The organism is Paenibacillus agri, from assembly GCF_013359945.1.
Taxonomy (GTDB): Bacteria; Bacillota; Bacilli; order Paenibacillales; family Paenibacillaceae; genus Paenibacillus_AQ; species Paenibacillus_AQ agri.
In genome coordinates, this window is the sequence record NZ_JABWCS010000217.1 from 106,230 (window position 1) to 126,854 (window position 20,625).

17 protein-coding genes are annotated in these 20,625 nt (G+C 46.7%); 8 read left to right on the plus strand and 9 right to left on the minus strand.

Going from position 1 to position 20,625, the window contains the following annotated elements; genetic code table 11:
* Positions 1-98 precede the first annotated feature (98 nt).
* Entirely contained in the window at positions 99-1,541 is a 1,443-nt protein-coding gene (locus HPT30_RS21925) for a serine hydrolase domain-containing protein (protein WP_217622485.1), read from the plus strand.
* 61 nt (positions 1,542-1,602) lie between these two features.
* Here HPT30_RS21925 and HPT30_RS21930 read toward each other — a convergent pair whose 3' ends face one another.
* The gene (locus HPT30_RS21930) at positions 1,603-2,592 is read right to left on the minus strand and encodes a zinc-binding dehydrogenase (protein ID WP_175373453.1); all 990 of its coding nucleotides are present in this window, start codon (positions 2,590-2,592) and stop codon (positions 1,603-1,605) included.
* 338 nt (positions 2,593-2,930) lie between these two features.
* Here HPT30_RS21930 and HPT30_RS21935 point away from each other — a divergent pair, with 338 nt between their 5' ends.
* Entirely contained in the window at positions 2,931-3,785 is an 855-nt protein-coding gene (locus HPT30_RS21935; protein WP_175373551.1) for a LysR family transcriptional regulator, read from the plus strand.
* Between the two features lie 44 nt (positions 3,786-3,829).
* On the opposite strand, the gene HPT30_RS21940 is transcribed toward HPT30_RS21935, so the two are convergent.
* Complete coding sequence (locus HPT30_RS21940; protein ID WP_175373454.1) at positions 3,830-4,693, minus strand: phosphotransferase enzyme family protein; 864 nt, start codon at positions 4,691-4,693, stop codon at positions 3,830-3,832.
* Positions 4,694-4,903: 210 nt separating this feature from the next.
* The gene (locus HPT30_RS21945; RefSeq protein ID WP_175373455.1) at positions 4,904-5,647 is read right to left on the minus strand and encodes a glycoside hydrolase family 16 protein; all 744 of its coding nucleotides are present in this window, start codon (positions 5,645-5,647) and stop codon (positions 4,904-4,906) included.
* A gap of 147 nt (positions 5,648-5,794) precedes the next feature.
* Between HPT30_RS21945 and HPT30_RS21950 the strand changes: the two genes are divergently transcribed.
* The 6 genes from HPT30_RS21950 (at position 5,795) to HPT30_RS21975 (ending at position 15,674) form a co-directional block, all read left to right on the plus strand.
* Positions 5,795-6,715, plus strand: coding sequence for an ABC transporter permease (locus HPT30_RS21950; protein ID WP_066377994.1), 921 nt, complete (start codon positions 5,795-5,797; stop codon positions 6,713-6,715).
* An 18-nt stretch (positions 6,716-6,733) separates the two neighbouring features.
* Complete coding sequence (locus HPT30_RS21955) at positions 6,734-7,618, plus strand: carbohydrate ABC transporter permease (protein ID WP_175373456.1); 885 nt, start codon at positions 6,734-6,736, stop codon at positions 7,616-7,618.
* Between the two features lie 42 nt (positions 7,619-7,660).
* Positions 7,661-9,319: an extracellular solute-binding protein gene (locus HPT30_RS21960; RefSeq protein WP_175373457.1), complete on the plus strand. Its 1,659-nt coding sequence runs from the start codon at positions 7,661-7,663 to the stop codon at positions 9,317-9,319.
* A 148-nt stretch (positions 9,320-9,467) separates the two neighbouring features.
* Complete coding sequence (locus HPT30_RS21965; RefSeq protein ID WP_175373458.1) at positions 9,468-11,306, plus strand: sensor histidine kinase; 1,839 nt, start codon at positions 9,468-9,470, stop codon at positions 11,304-11,306.
* Between the two features lie 3 nt (positions 11,307-11,309).
* A complete protein-coding gene (locus HPT30_RS21970; RefSeq protein ID WP_175373459.1) occupies positions 11,310-12,881 on the plus strand; it encodes a response regulator in 1,572 nt (523 codons plus the stop codon).
* Positions 12,882-13,049: 168 nt separating this feature from the next.
* Positions 13,050-15,674 (plus strand): family 16 glycosylhydrolase, encoded by a 2,625-nt coding sequence (locus tag HPT30_RS21975; protein WP_175373460.1) that lies wholly within the window; start codon positions 13,050-13,052, stop codon positions 15,672-15,674.
* Positions 15,675-15,828: 154 nt separating this feature from the next.
* Here HPT30_RS21975 and HPT30_RS21980 read toward each other — a convergent pair whose 3' ends face one another.
* The 6 genes from HPT30_RS21980 to HPT30_RS22005 all read right to left on the minus strand — a co-directional run bounded on the left by HPT30_RS21980 (position 15,829) and on the right by HPT30_RS22005 (position 20,616).
* Complete coding sequence (locus tag HPT30_RS21980) at positions 15,829-16,590, minus strand: leucine-rich repeat domain-containing protein (RefSeq protein ID WP_175373461.1); 762 nt, start codon at positions 16,588-16,590, stop codon at positions 15,829-15,831.
* 440 nt (positions 16,591-17,030) lie between these two features.
* Positions 17,031-17,753 (minus strand): ABC transporter permease, encoded by a 723-nt coding sequence (locus tag HPT30_RS21985; protein WP_175373462.1) that lies wholly within the window; start codon positions 17,751-17,753, stop codon positions 17,031-17,033.
* Entirely contained in the window at positions 17,750-18,595 is an 846-nt protein-coding gene (locus HPT30_RS21990; protein ID WP_175373463.1) for an ABC transporter ATP-binding protein, read from the minus strand. The genes HPT30_RS21985 and HPT30_RS21990 overlap by 4 nt, the downstream gene beginning before the upstream one ends.
* A 142-nt stretch (positions 18,596-18,737) precedes the next feature.
* Complete coding sequence (locus tag HPT30_RS21995) at positions 18,738-19,793, minus strand: LytTR family transcriptional regulator DNA-binding domain-containing protein (protein WP_175373464.1); 1,056 nt, start codon at positions 19,791-19,793, stop codon at positions 18,738-18,740.
* 71 nt (positions 19,794-19,864) lie between these two features.
* On the minus strand, positions 19,865-20,143 hold the full coding sequence (locus HPT30_RS22000) for a hypothetical protein (RefSeq protein WP_175373465.1): 279 nt from the start codon (positions 20,141-20,143) through the stop codon (positions 19,865-19,867).
* Between the two features lie 311 nt (positions 20,144-20,454).
* Positions 20,455-20,616 (minus strand): aspartyl-phosphate phosphatase Spo0E family protein, encoded by a 162-nt coding sequence (locus HPT30_RS22005; RefSeq protein WP_175373466.1) that lies wholly within the window; start codon positions 20,614-20,616, stop codon positions 20,455-20,457.
* Positions 20,617-20,625 lie beyond the last annotated feature (9 nt).

Here is a 20,625-nt window from a genome sequence, read left to right on the forward strand (position 1 = left end):
AAGCATCACTGACATCTGCTGTCAGTGATGCTATGTATTATATAATTGGATTATAAATCTATAGTGAATATAACAACTAATCTTAAGGGGGCACGATATTGATTAAAGCCACTATTCAAGATCTTCCAGAAAACCACGGTTTAACTTCAAAACATTTATTATCGTTCTTTAAAAAAGTCCAAGAGTCTAATTTAGATATAAATAGCTTTATTTTAATGAAAGACGGGCAGGCTATTTCTCAATTCTATCGGAAGCCTTATCGAAAGGATACACCACAATTATTATTCTCTCTTAGTAAAAGCTTTACATCTATTGCAGTAGGAATAGCTTGGGATGAAGGATACTTCGACTTACACGATAAGGTGATCTCGTTCTTCCCAGACAAACTTCCTGATCATATATCGCCTAATTTGTCACAGATGACAATACATCATCTCTTATCAATGACTGCTGGTCACCAAGATAATATTTATGGCGAAGTGATAAAGCATTCTGACTGGATAGCATCATTCCTCTCCCAAGAGGTACATCATGTGCCAGGAAGTTATTATCGATATAGTACGCACTCTACTTACATGCTATCTTCTATTGTTGAAAAAGTGACCGGTCAAAATTTAGTCGATTTCTTGATGCCTCGATTGTTCGAACCTCTAGAGATTCCCAGACCGTCGTGGGAGACTTGTCCAAAGGGGATTACAGCGGGGGGTATGGGGTTAAGTATTTCAACCGAAGGCATTGCAAGATTTGGCCAAATGCTGTTAGAGAAAGGTTTGTTCAATAATAAACGAATTGTATCTGAGAAATACATTAACCTCGCCACGTCAAAAAATGCTGATACGATGCGAGACGAGGATAGAATTGATTTTTCAAAAGGTTACGGTTATCAATTATTTCTATGTCGTAGCGATTGTTTCATGGGTAATGGTAGATACGGACAGCTTTGCTTTGTAGCTCCTAAGGAGAGGATAGTGATCGCAGCGACCTCATGCCTACCTAGTATGAAGCATCTACAATCGCTTTTGGATCTGATATATGAATATATCCTTGGGCAAATTAATTATGAGACTTCTTCTAATTTAAAAGATGAACTTGCATTACAAAAATACCTTTCTAACATAGCTTACCCCCTCCCAGTATCTAAAGATTTAATAGACAAAGAGTTAGTTTTCAAGGATGCCCGATATTCTATCCACAAAAATCCTCAATGTATAGAGGAAGTCCGTTTCTCTTTCCAAAACAATCAGCTAGAGTTCCAAATGATGTACGACAACAAAGTAAATAAGGGCTATTTGTTTGAGTTCGGCACTCTTTTTCATGGACAAGACTTATTCACGAAAGATTTGGCGCTCCACGATCAAGAAGTAGCTACTCACGCATATTGGTGTGGCGAAGATACCTTGGTGCTCACTTTGTTTTACATTGAAACGCCCTATGTGATCAAATACAATATTTCTACTAAAAATAAAACCATTGAACTCCAATGTTCCAACAATGCATCTCTTGATACTCAAGATTACAAAATAACTGGAGTATTATTATGAAATTACAATTTAACTAACGAATGTTTCAAAAATCAATCTTCAAATCCGCAAGAGTGTCCGCTTAATCTATTCTTATTCCAATATTACCGAACTGCTCGCCCTGCTGCATTCTGTGAAATGCCTCGGCGGTATCTTGTAAGGGATATATCCGATCAATGATCGGACGGAGACCGTGGCGTTCCATAAATTGCAGCATATCAGCAAACTCCTCGCTGCTTCCCATAGAGGTACCAATGATACTGATTTGCGGGAAAAATATGGACCGAACGGGGATCTCTATTCGATCTCCCGAGCTTGCGCCAAACGTGACAATACGGCCATTGGGTCTAATAATGTCAAAATAATGCGGGAACGTCGCAGGTCCGATGCTGTCGAGGATGAGATCCACGCTGTTCCCGTTCATACTTTCCTTCCAATCACCATTACTGTCAAATGCATAATGAGCCCCATGTGCGAGGGCAGCTTGTCTTTTCGCCTCACTGCGTGACGTTACACTAACACGTGCTCCCGCCGCTAACGCCATCATCATGGCATAGGTCGCAACACCACCGCCGATGCCAGGAATAAGAACGTGCTCCCCTTGCTGTAAGCGGCCCCTCGTGAACAGAGCCCGATAGGCGGTCAAGGCAGACAGGGGTAGCACACCCGCTTCTTCCCAAGACAGGTACGCAGGCTTGCTGATGGCATTCTGTGCAGGAATGATGATCGACTCGGCGAATGTACCTTCTGAAGGGCCACCCACAATGGCTGGAATGTGCGGAACATTGTCGACAGATTCCCATCCGAGACACGGGTTAATGATGACATCGGCACCCACTGTATGGTTGGATACACCTTCACCTACTGCTTCAATCTTGCCCGCGCCATCAGAACCCATAATCAGAGGGTCATCCTGTTCTGTCCGACCGGCCATGATGAACAAGTCCCTATGATTCAGCCCTGCCGCCTTTATCCTTACTTTCACTTCTCCAGCCCCCGGCTGTCTATCTGTAATATCTTTATATTTCAGGCCCTTCAGGCCACTTTTTCCGGCATGTACAATTGCTTTCATTTTGATTACTCCTTTAATCGTTGTTAATGAATATATATAAGATGAACAGAAGAGATTAACAGAAAGTGAGGAGGAATGGAGGGGAATGATTGGAACTGTAGGAGCGTAGCGTTCGCCTTTGTCTGCTGATTTCAACCGCTAGAAGCGGTTTAATCGAAGAAATCTGGAGACAACAGCGACCGGAAGTCCAAACATTCACCGTAGTGACGACCGAGCTTTACGTTCGGATCTTAAGTTCATCGTATATAGTGAATTGTACATAGAGGACACAATCCAGTAAAATGATCAAAAATGAAGGCGACTATCATAAAGAATCATACCAGGCAGGTGGCGTGGAAATGGAAAGTGGAGATTTGAGAATATTTCAAGCCGTTGCACGCGAGGGCACCATAACCAAGGCTGCGCAAGCCTTGAACTACGTCCAGTCCAATGTGACGAGCCGAATACAACACCTTGAGGCTGAGCTGAAGCTCCCTCTCTTTCGTCGATCTAATCGGGGGATGACACTAACAGCGGCAGGTAAGAACTTGCTGGAGTATACGGATAAAATACTTACGCTGATGGACGAAGCTGTAAAATCCACACAATACTCGGAACATCCTGCGGGCCTTCTCCGCTTAGGGTCTATCGAAGCGACAGCGGTTATTCACCTGACCCCTCTTCTGACCGAGTATCATTTACGATATCCCGATGTCAATCTATCACTAGTAACGGGCGAAACACATGGTCTCTTACAAAAGGTGCTTGATTATGAGCTAGATGGAGCCTTTGTGTATGGGCCAATTGACCAGCCTGATATAGATTATATTGCGGCTTTCGACGAGGAATTGGTGCTGATCTCACAACCGGATAAAAGCGACTTGCACGAACTACTTACGAAGCCGATGTTATTCTTCGACGTTGGATGTACACACCGGGCAAAAGCTGAACGCTTCCTAAGTGAGAGCGGGATCAGCTCTTATCAGATTATGGAGTTTGGAACGTTGGAAGTGATTCTAAATGGGGTTGCCGCCGGACTCGGCGTGTCTTTGCTACCCCAATCGTCGATTACCAAGGCGGAAGAGGCGGGAGCTATCGCTTCCCACCGTTTGCCTGAAGGGTATCGAAATTTACAGGTATGGTTTGTGCATCGCCGGGATTCGGTTTTCTCCAGTGCATTGTCAAGCTTACTTCAAATGATAGAACAGGCTTAGAAGCAAGTATTAGCTCCATTAAGCATCTTCTGATCTGGTGCCCTTTAACGAAGTTTAAAGTTTATTGGAAGTCGTTTCTCCAAAAAACATTGCAGCTCTTTGCTCTTTTCCTCTCCATTCGGAAATGAAACGATCCTGTTTAGCAGCAGCCACCTTAAAGCAGCGATGCTTTCAAATACATTCAGTTCAATATCTTCAAAGGGTTGCTGAGATAAATAGGCCGACTTGAACCAGTTGTATTCATTCTCTCCTAAAGATATTAACAGCAGAACAGCGGACCACGCTACATCGTAACGGATATCTCCCACTTGAACATTAGTCCAATCGATTATAGTGATCTCATGATCTTTAAGAAGAATATTCCCTAAGTTAAAATCACCATGAATTAGCCTGCGTTCTCGATCTGGATAGGTTCCTCTCAAGCTTTCCAGTATAATCATAATATCTTGATGCTGTTCAATATCGGGAAAATACTGATTTATAATTATATCAATGATTTCACCCCCGGTATCACTATCCAATCCAAGATGATGGGTTGGGGTATGGTGAATCTGATATAGAACCCTTGCAAATTGTTCGATTTGACGCTTTGATGGTTTATCGACTGGATAGCCTGAAAAATCAGTGGCTAGAACTTCTGTCCCCGTATCTGTTCTTCCCCAACCAACAGGCGTTGGGACAGGTAATCCTGCAATCTGTGCATTAAATAAGAACTTATATTGTTGATGTGCTTGTGAATTAAAAAGTTGTTTCCATACCTTTAACACATACTTAGGTTCATCCTTCTTCTGCAGTAATAATATATCGGCTTCAAATCCAGTTGTTATTTCACGGAAAGTAATATCCATTCCTTGATTTAGCCACTCAGCGAAAGATGGTTCTTGCTCACTCCATTGAACATTGATCACAGTGAATCCTCCGATCTCTAATTCCTTTTTGGCTAATGCAAAAGGTTGCTCAGCCGTAGCTTAATTGTAAATATTAGGTGGTCATTCTTTCAACATAAAATCGAGAGAATGATCGCTACCGCTCACTATATCAACATTATGCAAAAACAGGGCATCCCCAACATAGGTATGCCCTGGCCTTTTCAATCTAATCAATCATCAAGGTCTAGCTTATTGGTACAGCCAGATCCCCGAAACGGTCATAACCGCCGGCAGCGAAGATTCATCCACGGCTACATTGTCATACCACCCACCCACCGCAAGGTTAAGTAGCAGATAAAAAGGCTCGTCAAAAGGCGTTACGCCTGGCTCCAGGCGATGCTCGGCATAGCAATGCCCGTCTACCAGCCATCGCATCTTGTCAGCGTCCCATTCAAGCGCATAATCACGAAATTGATTAATCGTTCCGTCTTCTAATTGGTAGGAGAACTCCTCAATGACTTTATGTTCCCAGTCCTTACCGTAGTGCAGCGTGCCAAAGATTTGCTGGGGCAAGCGGCCTTTCGCTTCCAGAATATCAATCTCACCGGAGGCGGGCCAAGGTCCGTAAGCCTGGTCTTGGGGCAGCAGCCAGATGGCAGGCCATATCCCCTGCCCTACAGGCAGCTTTGCACGTACGACTAGCTTACCGTAGCAGAAAGAAAAATGGTCCTTTGTATCCAAACGGGCCGAAGTATATGCAAACTTCCGTCCCGCTAGTTCTATGCTTTCACTGCGCGCGCACAGGTTCAAACCATATTCATCGAAATACAGATTGCTGGAATGATCACTATAAAACTGCTGCTCGTTGTTGCCCCAACCCGTATCTATAGGATTGCCGTTGTCATCAAGCAAGTCATTCCCGATGCGTATATTCCACGCTTTCAAATCAGCACTTTGCTTTAAGAAATTCTGCTCCCATACTAGCTTGTTCATCCTTCACACACTCCCCTCATTTAATCACAGCATACTTAAATTTTGCGGCTGATCAACCAAATCTAAAAAAATGGGATAGGGTCCATAATCATGGGCTTTTTTTCCTATGCGCATTTTCATACGATGAAATAGAAAGGGGGACGGAACATGTTCCAATACAGAACGGGACAAATGAAAGCGCTTCTTAAGCAGTGGCAATTGCAAAGCATGGTCATTCCAGGAATCATCTGGATGTTTATCTTTTGTTATATTCCCATGTTTTGGCTCATTATTGCATTTATGGATTACAGTATCGCCAAGCCCTTATTTGATTCACCGTTTGTCGGTCTGAAGCACTTTCAGGATTTTTTATCGGATGAGCGCTTCTGGCGTTCGATCCGTAATACCTTGGGGATGAGCAGCATCAAGCTGATCTTGGGCTTTCCCATTCCTATCTTGTTTGCCTTACTGCTTAATGAAATACGGAGTCTTCGATTTAAGCGTACGGTTCAAACCATTTCGTACCTGCCGCACTTTATTGCCTGGACGATCTTTGGCGGGATTGCGCTCAACTGGCTGGGCGAGGGGGGTGTGATCAATCAGCTGATGATGGCGATCGGAGTCCAGGAACGCGAAATCCTGTTTAACAGCGAGCCCAAGTACTTTTGGTGGATTACCTTTTTCACCGATACGCTGAAAGAAACGGGATGGAGCGCCATTATCTACATAGCAGCAATATCCGGTATTGATCCGGGGCTGTACGAAGCGGCCGAGCTGGATGGCGCAAATCGGTGGCAGCGGATGTGGCATATCACCATTCAGAGCATACGCCCCACCATCGCTATTCTGTTCATCCTCGCTGTCAGCGGGATCCTCGGTAGTAACTTTGAGCAGATCTTTATGTTGAAGAACAACATGAATATGCGAATGGCGGAAAGCCTGGACTTGTACATCTACAACATGGGGTTGGTATCCGGGCGTCATTCCTTCTCAACAGCCGTCCTGTTCGCCCGCTCTATTGTAGCGCTAGGTTTGCTATTTTTGGCTAATTCCACAGCTAAAAAACTTACCGGCGATAGCATTTTTTAAAAGGGGGAGGACAGAGGTATGGAAAGACGCAGAAGGTTTCGGCATATTGGATTATTTGAGGTCTGCAATACCCTGCTGATGCTGGCGGTTTGCTTTTTAACACTGTACCCGATGTGGTTTGTATTCGTTAACTCGCTCAACTCGCCGCAGCAGGCATCGCTGGGTACCGTCAATTGGTTTCCCAAAGAATTATCACTGGCCAGCTATAGTGTTGTGTTCAATGATAAGACGATGATGAATGGTTTTTACATCACTACTCTGCGCACGGTGGTCGGGACAGCGACGCATGTGCTGTTCACCGCCATTGTCGCTTACGGATTGAGCAAGTCTAATTTGATTGGCCGTAAGGCGTATATGAAAATCGCCTTGATTACGATGCTGTTCTCAGGCGGGCTGATCCCCTCGTTTATTCTCATGACGAAGCTGGGCTTATACGATAATTTCTGGGTATTTATCATTCCTTCTATGTACACTTTTTTTAATATGGTCATTTTCATGAGTTTCTTCCGTACCATTCCCGATAGCCTGGAGGAATCTGCGAAGGTAGACGGGGCTTCAGACTATGGCGTCCTATTCAGAATCGTATTGCCCAACAGCATGGCTGTTATTGCGACCATATCGCTATTTTCAGCCGTCTATCATTGGAACGATTATTACCAGGGTGTCATTTACATCCGCTCGCAGAACCTGCTGCCGCTACAGACCATGCTGTACAAAATCATTGCAGAGAACTCCATGTCCTTCATGCAGCAGCAAGCGATGGCGCAATTCGGCGCTAGACTGCCCGGCAACTCTATCAAATTTGCATCCATGATGGTGGCCACACTGCCTATTCTGGTAGTTTATCCTTTCATCCAACGTTATCTGGTCAAAGGCGTAATGATTGGAGCTATTAAAGGGTAGGTGTAATACAAAAATTCAGATAAAAGAAAGGATGATCCTGTCATGAAACGCAATCTTCTCAAGCCAGGCTTGACCCTTGTTCTGGCTACATCCTTGGCGCTAGGTATGGCCGCGTGTAGCAATTCATCGAGCGAAAGTAGCCCGACCCCGCAACCCACAGATAGTACGCAGCCGCCGAGCGAAGTCAAGCTCAATCCCGAGGAACCTGCCTGGAAGCTGGATACCAGCCCCGTAGATTTAACCTGGTTCGTAGGTGCTAACTGGTACGGCCAAACCTGGGGGGATAGCTTAGCCTCCAAATATGTTACGGAAAAGACAGGCGTCAACATCAAGCTGGAAGTCCCCTCCGGCGAAGCCAATGAGCATGTTACCTTAATGATGACCTCCGGCAAGCTGCCAGACTTAATCTCTATGGGTTCTTGGGAAAACGCTGTCAAAAAGCTGTGGGAGGGCGATCATGTGTATGCCCTGAATGAATTGGCTGATCAGTATGATCCCTACTTCTTTAAGGTAGCTGGTGAAGGATCACTGAAGTGGTACCGGCAAGAAAATGGCAACACTTATGGCGTGCCGAATGATTCCTACAGCCCCACTCTGATGCATGAGACCGGCATGACAGCCGCTAACCAGACCTTCCTGGTTCGGAAGGATCTATATGAGGAGATGGGCAGCCCGGACCTGAGTACCCCGGAAGGCTTTTTGAACGCGCTGCAATTGCTGAAGGATAAATATCCGGAGTATAAAGGCCAGCCTATCAGCCCCTTCTTCGCACAAGGGAATGTCCCTTACGGGATGACTGAATTTCTGCAGAACCTGTTGGCCGTGCCGCATGAGCAGGACGGGAAAGTATATGACCGCGTGACTGACCCTGATTATATCGCTTGGTTGAAAACCTTCCGCACAGCTTACGAGCGCGGGCTGATTAATGTAGATTTCCTGGTGGATTCCGATACTCAGGTAGAGGAAAAAACGAATAACGCCCGTTATTTCATGATGGTCCGCGAGTGGAACGGAATGGCAGCGGTCAATCCAATGCTGGCTGCAAGCGCCAATCCGGACTCCTACTACATCGCTGTCGATGGCCCTAAGAACAGCAAGGGTGACGCTCCAAAGCTATTCCCCGGCAACATGGACGGCTGGATGGTGACGATGATTAGCAAATCTACCAAAAACCCTGAGCGGGCCATCCGCTTCTTGACCTATCTGGCCAGCGAAGAAGGCCAGCGCGATTTATTCCTGGGTAAAGAAGGCGAAACATGGGAGATGGTCGGTGACAAGCCGCAGTTGAAGCCTGAAATGGTTGATTTGCAGGAAAACGATATTGAGAAAATGGAGAAGCAGTATGGCATTCTGGATACTTATTGGATGATGCGTAACCCTGTAATCATTAATCAGTGGAGACCGGCGAAAGCCCCTGTCCTTAAGCAAATGGAAGACTTCGCCAATGAGCGGGCTGATATTGATAGCGGCATCTACAAAGGTCTGGATCCACAAGGCGATTCTGATGTAGCGGTGTCCTGGGCCCGTATTGCTCAGAATTGGGAGGAAGTGATGCCTGAGCTGATTACGGCCAAGAATGAGGCTGAGTTTGATAAAGTTTTCGATAATTTCCTTGACCGCCGTAGCAGTTATGGCTTTGACAAGGTGATGGAACACCGGCAGACGGAACTGGATGCACGAAAGGCCAAAATGGCAGAGTAACATGCTTGTATTAAGATTACTACCGGTCACCGAGATGGTGGCCGGTATTCCCTTCTTCTGGGGTTCTAATCACTTGGCACAACAGCCTATTTACCTACCGGACGGTTTGTAATATATGGTATATTACAAGAGTAGGGAGGCTATTTGAATGACGTATCTGCTGACTAAAGTGAAGAAGCTTTACCGCAATTCGCGCATATCTAAGAAATTATTTTTAGCCTTTAGCATGATGATTGTAATCCCTGGGATTTTGGTATCCCTTTTATTTATCCGCACACAGGAGAACCAGTTATACAAGGATGCAATGGCCACCGGCAGCAGTCATGTCTCACGGCTTAACGAACAGCTGCGCAGTAGACTGGGCATTATTGAGAGCGCTTCCTCCACTGCACTGAATCAAAAGGCCTTTGTAGATTTTATTCACTCCAATATGCGCGGGGATGGCCTTCGTCTGGTGAAATTCAGACAAAACCAATTTGAGCAAATGCATAATATTATTCAAAGCCATGAGATGATCAGTGAGCTCAGCTTTTATGTCGATAATCCAAACCTGTTTGAGATTTGGCCCGAAATCTATCATTATGACAAGTTCTGGCCGCAGAATTATTGGGTGACACTTCGGGAAGAAGGTGGCGCGGCACACCGCTTATTTGCTTTTAAAAATGGCGAGCATACGCTGTCCTATTACCGGCTGGTACGCCTTCAGGGGCAACAGCAGAAACTCCCCACCATTATGGAAGTTCGCACCCCGCATAGCGTGTTTTTCAGCGACCTGTTCGAGGAGAACGGTGGAGATTTCTTCTCAGTGGTGATGGACGGAAGTAATCCGGCTCGAAATGTATATAATCCCCGGCATGTGTTTCCCCAAACGGCTGGGAACGAGCTAAACGAGATTCTTGGCAGCATCCATCAGCGGCTGGATGTACTGCAGCAGAATAGCCCTATTAAGGTCAGTGTAGGGGATCATACTTACTACGCACTCTATCGCTACATCGCTCCACTCAACGCCTATGTGGTGGATATCGCCTCCCATCAAGACCTGATGAAGGGTCCGCGAAACTGGTATCTACTCGTAGTAGCGATCACATTATGTGTGCTGCTGTTGTTGCTGCTGCTCGTTTCGCATACCACCCGGCGCATTTTCCGCCGGTTAGACAGGGTGTTGATTTCCATGCGTAAGGTGCGACAAGGCCAACTGGATGCAAAAATTAATACTGGCCTCGGTGAAAATGAACCTGGCGATGAAATCGACGAGGTAGCCGTCAGCTACAATAGCATGTTAGACGAGATCAAACAGCTGATGACGCAGGTGGTAGATAAGCAGCTAATTGCCAAAAACGCACAGCTGCACTCGCTGCATTCGCAGATCAACTCTCACTTTTTGTATAACGCGCTGGAATCAATCCGTATGCTGGCAGAGGTTCAGCGGCAACCAGCAATCGCCGACGCGTTGGTGTCATTAGGCTCGCAACTACGATACAGCATGCAGTGGCGCAGCGATACAGTTGCCCTTAGCGAAGAACTGTCCAACATACACAGCTATGTCCGCTTCATAAACTTTATGGAAGGCGGCAATATTGTCTTGACGGCGGATCTTCCTCAGGAGGTACTACGCTATACGATTCCTAAAATGTGTATGCAGCCCATCGTCGAAAATGCCGTTCATCACGCGGTGCCTTCGGGCGGCAGTGTAGACATCCAAATTACCGTATCTGTAGAAAATAACAGCCTGCTGCTAATCAAAATACGAGATGACGGCGCAGGTGTTGACTCTGAGATGCTAGCCAGCTTACAGGCTGTATTACGGGGGGAATCAGATAAACCAATCGTTACTAGCAAAAACGGACTGGGCCTGGAAAATGTGCATAAGCGTTTACAGCTTCATTACGGCCAGGGCTGTGGCCTTTGGATTGACAGCGTACAGGGCGACTATACCTGTGTAACCATACGATTGCCATGGGAAAATGTGAATCTTGGAGGATGGTAGAGCATGATCAATATTCTGATTGTGGACGATCAAAAACACATTCGCGATGGGCTACAGGCCATGCTGCGCCAATTTCCTCTGCAGCTTGATAACATTTACTGTGCCGTAAACGGGATTGAGGCACTGGAAATATTGCGTCAGCACGTCATCCAGCTGGTGATTACTGATATCCGAATGCCCGATATGGATGGGCTGACACTGATGGCGCAGACCAAAGAGGAGCACATCGAGGTCGATTACCTGATTATTAGCGGCTATAGCGATTTTGCCTATGCGCAAAGGGCCATCGGGCTTGGGGCCAAGGGCTACCTGCTCAAGCCTGTGAAACGCGAAGATCTGCAGACCGCAGTGGAGCATGTAGAGCAGGAGATCAGAACACGGCAGGCGCTCTCGCGCAATATGGAGCATATCTCCCGCCGTGCCCAAGAAACAGACCGCAAAGAGCTAAGTATGTATATGCAGGGCGCGGTAAGCGATGAGGCATGGGTGCTCCAGACCCAGGGGCAGAATCCAGAACTGTGGCAGAATTACCGCCTGTGTCTGCTGCGAGAGGAGCTATGGATTAATCAACCAGGGGCCGACAGTAGCCACAGCATAGAATCCATTGCCTACCGCGTATATGGCAGAGAGGGATGTGTATGCCTGCAACACCGTCCGTACCTGATCCTTGCGGTGGATGCAGCCGTAGATCCGGGAGTCTTTCCTGCTGCCCTCAAGGCGGAGCAGAAGGATGCCATCACTGCCATGACCGGCCCGCAGCAAGGATTAAAAGAGCTGCCTAATAGCTATACACAAGCGTTAGAGCTATATCACCACAGTTACCTTTTTCCGGATCGGAACTGCATTCTGCCAGCTCATATTGAGCGGCTAGAGCAGCAATGGGAACTTCCTTATGAGGAGCTGTATGCCCTTTTCCAGCTAATCGGCACCAAGAACAGCGGTACAATCACCCAAGGCATTTCCAAGGTGTTTCACAAAGATACGCTGCAACGCTATCACATCCGGTACACACAGCAGTTATCCCGCGCCATTGTACAGATGCTGGAGGAATATGTGCGAGTGATCCGCCCCTATATGGGGGAAGAAACGCTGGACATCGAATGCTTGCGTAATCTATTTGATTACCCAGGCATTCGTGATTATATTCAGGCCATGCAACAACAACTGCTTAGGCTGAACCAGTTCTATTATGAATATAAGTGTAGCTATCGCAACACGCAGGATTTGAATGAAGCCATACGTTTTATACACGAAAGCTATCATAAACCGCTAGACCTCGCGATGGTGTCCAACCACGTGTCGCTTAATTATGCCTATTTTTCAAACCTGTTCAAGAAGAATATCGGTAAAGGCTTTGCCGAATACCTGCGCGATGTGCGCCTCGATAAAGCCCGGAGGCTACTGGCCGAAACCGATCATAAAATCGTCGAGATAGCCACCATGGTCGGGTATGAAAGCTACAAGAGCTTTACACGGGCTTTTCGGGAAGTCATGGACATGCAACCCACAGAATACCGGCAACTGATGCGTCGAAAATATGATAGCGAAGGAGAATACCAGGACACAGCTCTATAAATCGGGCGGTATCCCCTGCTTGAACGAGCAAATATCATCAAAAGCCAAAAAAATGGGTTATAACAAAAATTATTGTACCTTTAAGCCCATTATTACATTCGATAGAATAAAGATGTCACAGGATGAAAGCGGTTTCTAATTTAAAAATTTTATTACAGGAGGATACGTATGACACGAATTTACAAAACGGAACACAGGTGGACGCACAAGATATTGAGTTTGTTCTTAGTAGTAGTGCTGCTGGCCGGTGTTGGCCTATTGCCAACTTCGAAGGTTCAGGCAGCAGGAACGACCGTTACCTCTATGGATTACTTTTCAGCAGCAGACGGACCTGTCATCTCCCAATCAGGGGTTGGGCAAGCTAGCTTCGGTTTTGTCATGCCTATATTCAATGGAGGCTCTGCGACCTGGAATACTGTTTCAGATGACGTAGGCGTAAATGTGAAAGTAGCTGGCAACTGGGTTGATATTGATAGCGCCGGCGGCTACACTTATAACCAAAACTGGGGGCACTGGAGCGATGGGGGCTTGAACGGCTATTGGTTCACTCTCTCCGCAACAACTGAGATTCAGTTGTTCTCCAAGGCAACTGGGGTTACCCTTGATTACACCCTTGTTTTTCAAAACATTAACAAAACAACCATCACTGCCATGGCACCTACACAAGGGCCGCAGATTACAGCAGGTTTCACAGGCAGTGCAGGCTTTACTTATCCTACCTTCAACAATGATCCATCCATAACCTATCAAGCTGTGGCTGATGATTTGAGGGTGTTCGTAAAACCTGTAAACAGCAGTACATGGATTGATATTGAAAATAATGCGGCCAGCGGCTGGATCTATGATAACAACTTCGGACAATTCACTGAAGGCGGCGGTGGCTACTGGTTTACCGTAACGGAGTCTATGAACGTCAGATTAGAGTCGAGAACTTCCTCGGCTAACGTCGTTTATACGATCACTTTTAATGAGCCCGTAAGAAATTCGTATGTGCTCACTCCTTATGATGGAACTACCTATACAGCGGATGTGAACGGCACCATAGGTGTACCGCTTCCCAAGATTGATGGGGGTGCGCCAATTGGCACTGAGCTTGGAAAATACGTCTACCAGATTAACATCAACGGACAATGGGTGGCTATGAGTGACTCCAGTCAGAGCGGATTTGTATACGCCGCGAATGGCTACAACCACATGTCCGATGCCAACCAGTGGGGATACTGGGCCGACCATATCTACGGTCTGTGGTTCCAACCGATCCAGGAGGATATGCAGATCCGTATCGGTTATCCATTGAATGGCCAGGCGGGCGGAAGTGTCGGCAATAATTTCGTCTATTATACCTTTATTGGCAATCCAAATGCCCCGCGTCCGGATGTATCCGATCATGATGATATTGTTATCGGAACACCTACCGATCCGACGATCGCTGGCATGAATCTTATTTGGCAGGATGAATTCAACGGAACATCGCTCGATATGAACAAATGGAATTATGAACAAGGATATTACATCAGCAACGATCCTCATAGCTGGGGTTGGGGAAATGCGGAGCTGCAGCACTACACAGACAGTCCACAAAATATTTTTGTAGAAGATGGAAAGCTGAACATCAGAGTCTTACACGACTCCAAATCCTTTCCACAGGACCCTAACCGGTTCGCACAGTACTCCTCTGGTAAAATCAACACCAAGGATCATCTGTCCTTCCAGTACGGCAGAGTAGATATTCGTGCCAAGCTGCCTACAGGGAATGGCGTCTGGCCAGCACTCTGGATGCTTCCGGAAGATTCCGCATATGGTGCATGGGCTGCATCCGGTGAAATCGATATTATGGAAGCGAAAGGACGTTTGCCAGGCACAACCAGCGGCGCTATACACTTTGGCGGACAGTGGCCGGTTAACAGATATATTGCCGGTGAATATCACTTCCCTGAAGGTCAGACCTTCGCCAATGACTATCATGTGTATTCCATGGTCTGGGAAGAAGATAACATGAAGTGGTACGTGGACGGCAATTTCTTCTTCAAAGTCAGCAGAGATCAATGGTATTCCACAGCCGCGCCAAACAATCCAAACGCCCCATTCGATAAGCCATTCTATCTCATTATGAATCTGGCGATCGGTGGTTACTTTGATAATTTAAATACCCCAGATCCGTCTGATATCCCTGCAACAATGCAGGTCGATTATGTTCGTGTGTATAAAGAAGGCAACAGTGAAAACCCGGGTAGCAACGTACCAGTTACCGGTGTAACGCTGAATCAGACCACCGCACAGGTGGAGGTTGGAAAGACTGTACAGCTGAACGCCAGTGTAGCCCCGTCCAATGCAACCAATAAACAGGTCACTTGGAGCGTGTCAGGCAACAGCGTCGCTTCTGTGAGCCAAAACGGTACCGTGACCGGCCTCGCTCCAGGCACGACAACCGTTACAGCTACAACAGCGGATGGCAATAAAACCGCCACCTCCACCATCACTGTTGTGCCGTCATCATCATCCGGTACAATCATCGTTGGTGATCCGGTGAAAGGACTGAAGAAAACAGGCAATGATCTGACCTTCTATGTGAATGGTGCAACCTTTGCCGACTTACACTATAAGATCAATAACGGTGGGCAGCAGAACGTAGCCATGACCGCAGTAGGGAATGGTAACTATACCTATCCTGTAAATAACCTGCAACAGGGGGATACCGTTGAGTACTTCTTCACCTATAATCCGGGGCAAGGGGCGGTGGATAGCCCGACGCTCACGTATGTTCATGGGGTGACGCAGGGGACTCCGGAGTAAATTGGTTAGACCTTAGTAGGAGCATGGCGCTATTAGGAGAGGATTTTAAAGTGACGGGACACTAGGAGAACTGTGTGAATATGAATAGGCGAGGGGGAAGTGTAGAGCTTCCCTCTCGCCTGTTTTTTGTTTCAGCTATGCTGGAAACCTGAGTCTACTCCGGCTTGGTTGCATTGTTATTTTGCAAATCTACGATGACACCCTTGTTCTCCAGTTGCTCGATAACTTGCTTGGCTTGCTCATTCAACGGGTTGTTTGCTAAAGACACTTCTTTTAATTTCGGTATCGTTAGGAGCACTGCGATATCACGAATGAGGTTATCATCCAGATAGAGATGCTTTAATGTTGGATGATTTTTTAGTGGCGTCAAATCTTGAATTTTATTACCGCTCAGTAAGAGCCATTCTAACTTCAATTTCTGAATGGGGCTTAGATCCTCCACCTGATTGTTGCTGGCAAGCAGATCGGTCAGCTTAGTCAGATTTTTTAACGGCGCCAGGCTTTTTATCTTGTTATCATCAGCTGTCAGAGTCTTCAGAGAACTTAACCCGGAAATCGGTGACAGATCAGAGATCTGATTTCCTTCAACAGCTAGAAACGTTAACTTTTTAAGCTTGCTCAGCGGTGTTAGATTTCTGATCTTATGGCCGGGCAGAAATAAGCTCTGCATATTAACGGCATTTTCAAGACCTTTTAGACTGGTGATTTTGGACTTGGACTCCGGAGGATATAAAGACTGCAACTGCTGCAAATCAGCCGCCTTCAGCTCTTTATTCACCGGCAGCTTCAATTCCGCCCGAATAGCTTTCGCCAAAGTAGGGTCCGTAATGATGGATGCAGCCCAAATGGACGTCGCTGGTACAAACACAAAGACCAAGCAAAGCACGATGATATTTTTTACTAGTTTAGCAGACATACAGAATCTCCTTTTACGCAAATCGATTGGGTATCATGCCTTTATTTTATCCGATTTGATTGTATAAATGTTCAGCTTAATGATGATAGAGTTTCTTAGAAGCAATATGTTATTCTCCATTCTGGTATTGTATACAGCCCAGAAAGTCACACCTTCTTTATTCTTGCACTCCACCATTGGGGCCCTCATCCGCAAGTTATGCTTACGCCTCCAACCTTGTTTTCTCCTCTTTTTCTTCAGGCTATCAAGCACATTTTTAACATGGAACCTTCTTAGCTAATCGCCCCTACTCCCTCTCAAACAAAAAACCGATAATCCCGTCCGGGAGCCAAAGCCATTTGATCAACAATACGACAGCGAGTACGATCACGCCTAGGATTACATTTTTCGTCCCCTTGCTCATACGAAGCCTCCTCCCCTTGCAAAGTCCGTCAGTGACGCTACTTGTCAAAACGTTTGCCACCGTAAATTAAGAAGACCAGCACCATGGAAAGAACCGTCCATACTAGCAAGTTGCCAAGGCTCAACCAGAGCTGCTCCATCCCCTTGTCTAGAACAAGAGCCGACAATCCCTCCATGAAATGATACGAAGGAATGAAGCCAATCACATCCATAACGAAGGGCACCTTCAGCCCAGGCGCGAAAATGGGGCCAAAAACAAAAAACAACAGGATCGGAAGCCCCACAATGGACGTTTCGGACGCCGTTCGAGAGATCAGACCGATAGATGTGCCCAAAGCCATAAAAATCACCAGCAGAAGCAGAATGAATAATACCAGGTACCCTAGATTTATCGCCGGAACTCCTGTAATCAGCATACACACAGCCATGACAACAATCGTATACACGGTGGTCATTGTACTTTTGCCCAGCAATACCTCCACCGGCGAGGCCGGAGACAGCATCAGCGCACGCAGGGTGTTCTTTTCCTTTTCCTCCGAGATCATAAGAGCCTGAACAAAAGCACCGACCACCGAGATGGCAATCATAATCGGCATGGTAAAGTGATCGATGGTACCGCCCTCAGACAATGCCTTCTGTCCTTTCATTAAGATGGAGAGAACAATGGGCATGCCTGCCATAAGCAGAATTTGCGGGTTCTTAACAGAGTCCTTCCACTCCTTCCCGGCGATGGCGAGTAGTCGGTTTAGTGAGAATGTCATTCCAGGCCCCTCCCTGTCAATTTTACAAAAATATCACCGAGCGTCGGCTCATTCGAGTGAATCGCCATCAGTTCTCCGCTGCGGATCAACTCGTTAATACGGATCGCCCCTGCTGCATTCTTTCCTACAATCTCCGGGCCCTTCGGTGTCGTCAGGGTAATGGTCTGGTCCCCGTGTTGCAGTCTTAACTGCAACGGGGTATCCAGCGCAGAAATTTCGCCATTGTTCAAAAAAGCAACCCGATCGCACAGCGCTTCCGCCTCCTGCATGTTGTGCGTAGTCAGGAAGATCGTCGTCCCCTCCCGGTTTAACCGCCGCAGGGTCTCATGAATCTGCAGGACATTGACCGGATCGAGTGCAGATGTCGGCTCATCGAGGAACAGAATCTCCGGGCGGTGAAGAATGGCCCTGGCCAGTGTAACTCTCTGCTTCATCCCCTTGGACAACCGCTGCACCAACGTATTTCGATCAGCCGAGAGATTCACAGCATCGAGCACACCTTCAAGCGACTTTTCAGGTACGCCATACAAACGGCAGAACAGAACCAGATTGTCATAGACGCTAAGACGATCATATAGGCCGCTATTATCTGTCAGAATTCCGATTCGCCCCAAGTAACTTGCTTTGCTGCTGCGGTCTGGAGCTATTCCAAATACCGTTACCCTTCCGGATGTAAAGCGTAGTTGAGAAGTCAGTATCTTCACCGTCGTTGTTTTCCCTGAGCCGCTGGGTCCAAGAAATCCGAATATTTCTCCTTTCTGCACCTGGAAGCTAAGATTCTTCAGCGCCTGCTTCTTTTGGTACATTTTCGCAAGATTATCTACCTCGATGATGCTTTCCATGACGATTCACCCACTATTGCTTAGTAGCCTTTTCAAGCTCACGGCAAGACTATCGCGAATAAGGCCAAACAGCAATAAATCCCCCATGAAAAGCGCAGTCAGGGGGATGAATGGAGTCATTTCAGGGTTGAACAATCAGGCGCTACAGCCCCACAATATTCTTGATTTCTTCGAATCGGGTCTTGGACATCGGGATCATTGACTTCTTGTCGTCACGGATAACTAAGCTGTAGCTGTTGCGTGTCCAAGTAATCAATTCGGACGCATGATTAAGATTTACGAGGTAGGAACGATGGCAGCGGTAGAACTGATAAGGGGCAAGCTTCTCCTCCAGTTCTGTCAATGTCCACGCCGTCGTGAGGTCACCTATGCTTGTATGGATATGCGATAGCCCATCGCTGCTTTCAATATAATAAATGTCCGCCGGGTCTACGAAGACAAATTTGTCATCCGCTTTGATCATCAGCTTTTCCAGCTTGGCCACCGTTACACGTGAAACATTTGGATCACTTTCTGGATCGAGTTCTTCTGTTCCTTGCACGGTCTGCTCAGAGGCTTCCGGTTCGTCCTGCGTCGTAACCGGGTATAGTCCTCCCTCCGTTAACCGGTAGATATGATCGGAAAGGAACATGGCCTGCTCCATTGTCGAACAAGTAACGAGTATCACTTTGCCACGATCGACAAGAGCGGTGATCAATTTTCTGAGAATGATACAGCTCTCAAGATCGAGATTTTGCTCCGGGTTCTCCCATATAACAAGCTCAGGATTGTGGATGAGACTTCGCGCCAAGTTAAGCAGCCGTTTCTCAGAATAGCTGAGTCTGGAGATTAACACCTTGGCATGGCCTTCAAGCCCCACCAGCGTCAACAGTTCACTAGCCGGCATTCGAGTGGTGTATAGCCGTCCCCAAAAGGTCAAATAATCGGCTACCTTCATTCGATCATATAATCCGTCATCCAAAAAGCAGCAGCCGACGCGATGCACGATTTCAGAACGGTTCATCAGCAGACGCTCACTGCGGTAGAGCGCCTGGATTCCAAGCCCAGACGGCTCGCCCAGAACGGAGCGGATAAACTGACGGCCATGCTCATAATTACACTGCACCACCGCACACTGTCCAGCCATCAGCTCCAGTTCCACTGATGACGATGCAGCATTGCTTTTTCCAGCTTCACTTTGTATTTGCAATACGGTCATACGTATCCGGCCTCCTGTCATCTCCATAACGGAGTATTACATATCATTACTCAATATATTCCGATTGTAACCTACAATAGAAGGTTGAACCATATGCTTCCATGGTCGGGTGAAGACACACCTTCCTTATTCTTGTGCTCAACCATTGAGGCACCACATCCGCAAGTTATGGCTTTAACTGTAGCCGTGGCTGCTTCTCTTGTCTTTGTTCTGATTTTTTTGAGCTGCCATTTGCCCCAGGCGCGGAGCTCGTTCTCTACGAGACCACCATGCCAGTAATCAACTTTGAATTGCTCCACTTCCCGTTTCGCATCTGCTGTAAGATCAGAAGCAGTGACCAGCAGAGTCAAGATATAATCATGATTTCTTTTGGCTCCACCAATTCACTTACCGTCATAACCTTGATCCCGGAAATACAGCGATAGCAATCTTTCAGAGTAAACAAGATGAAACCTCCTCTTAAACCTGTACTCAAGTAAGGTTTTAGTTCACTTTTCGCCAGACTCGCACTGCACAGTGCAATTCGTGCTATTCACTTTTATCTATCTTATTTCATCTCGACTTCATTTAATTGAAATTCATTTTTGGCGTTCGACACAACGATAGGAGAGTGCAATACTTCTCAAATACGAATCTATTCCTAAACTGCACAACCACCCACTTACTCATCCTTCCCCAACATCAGGCTGTACTCATTCAGCAGCTTGTCCAACTCTTGAGACTTCAACAGAACTACTCCTGAAGTAATTCCTGATCTATCCGCCAAATCGTGTAACTCGCCGCGCAACAGTTCGATTTTGTCCTGAAAATCCAGTTTATTCAAGCGTATGGC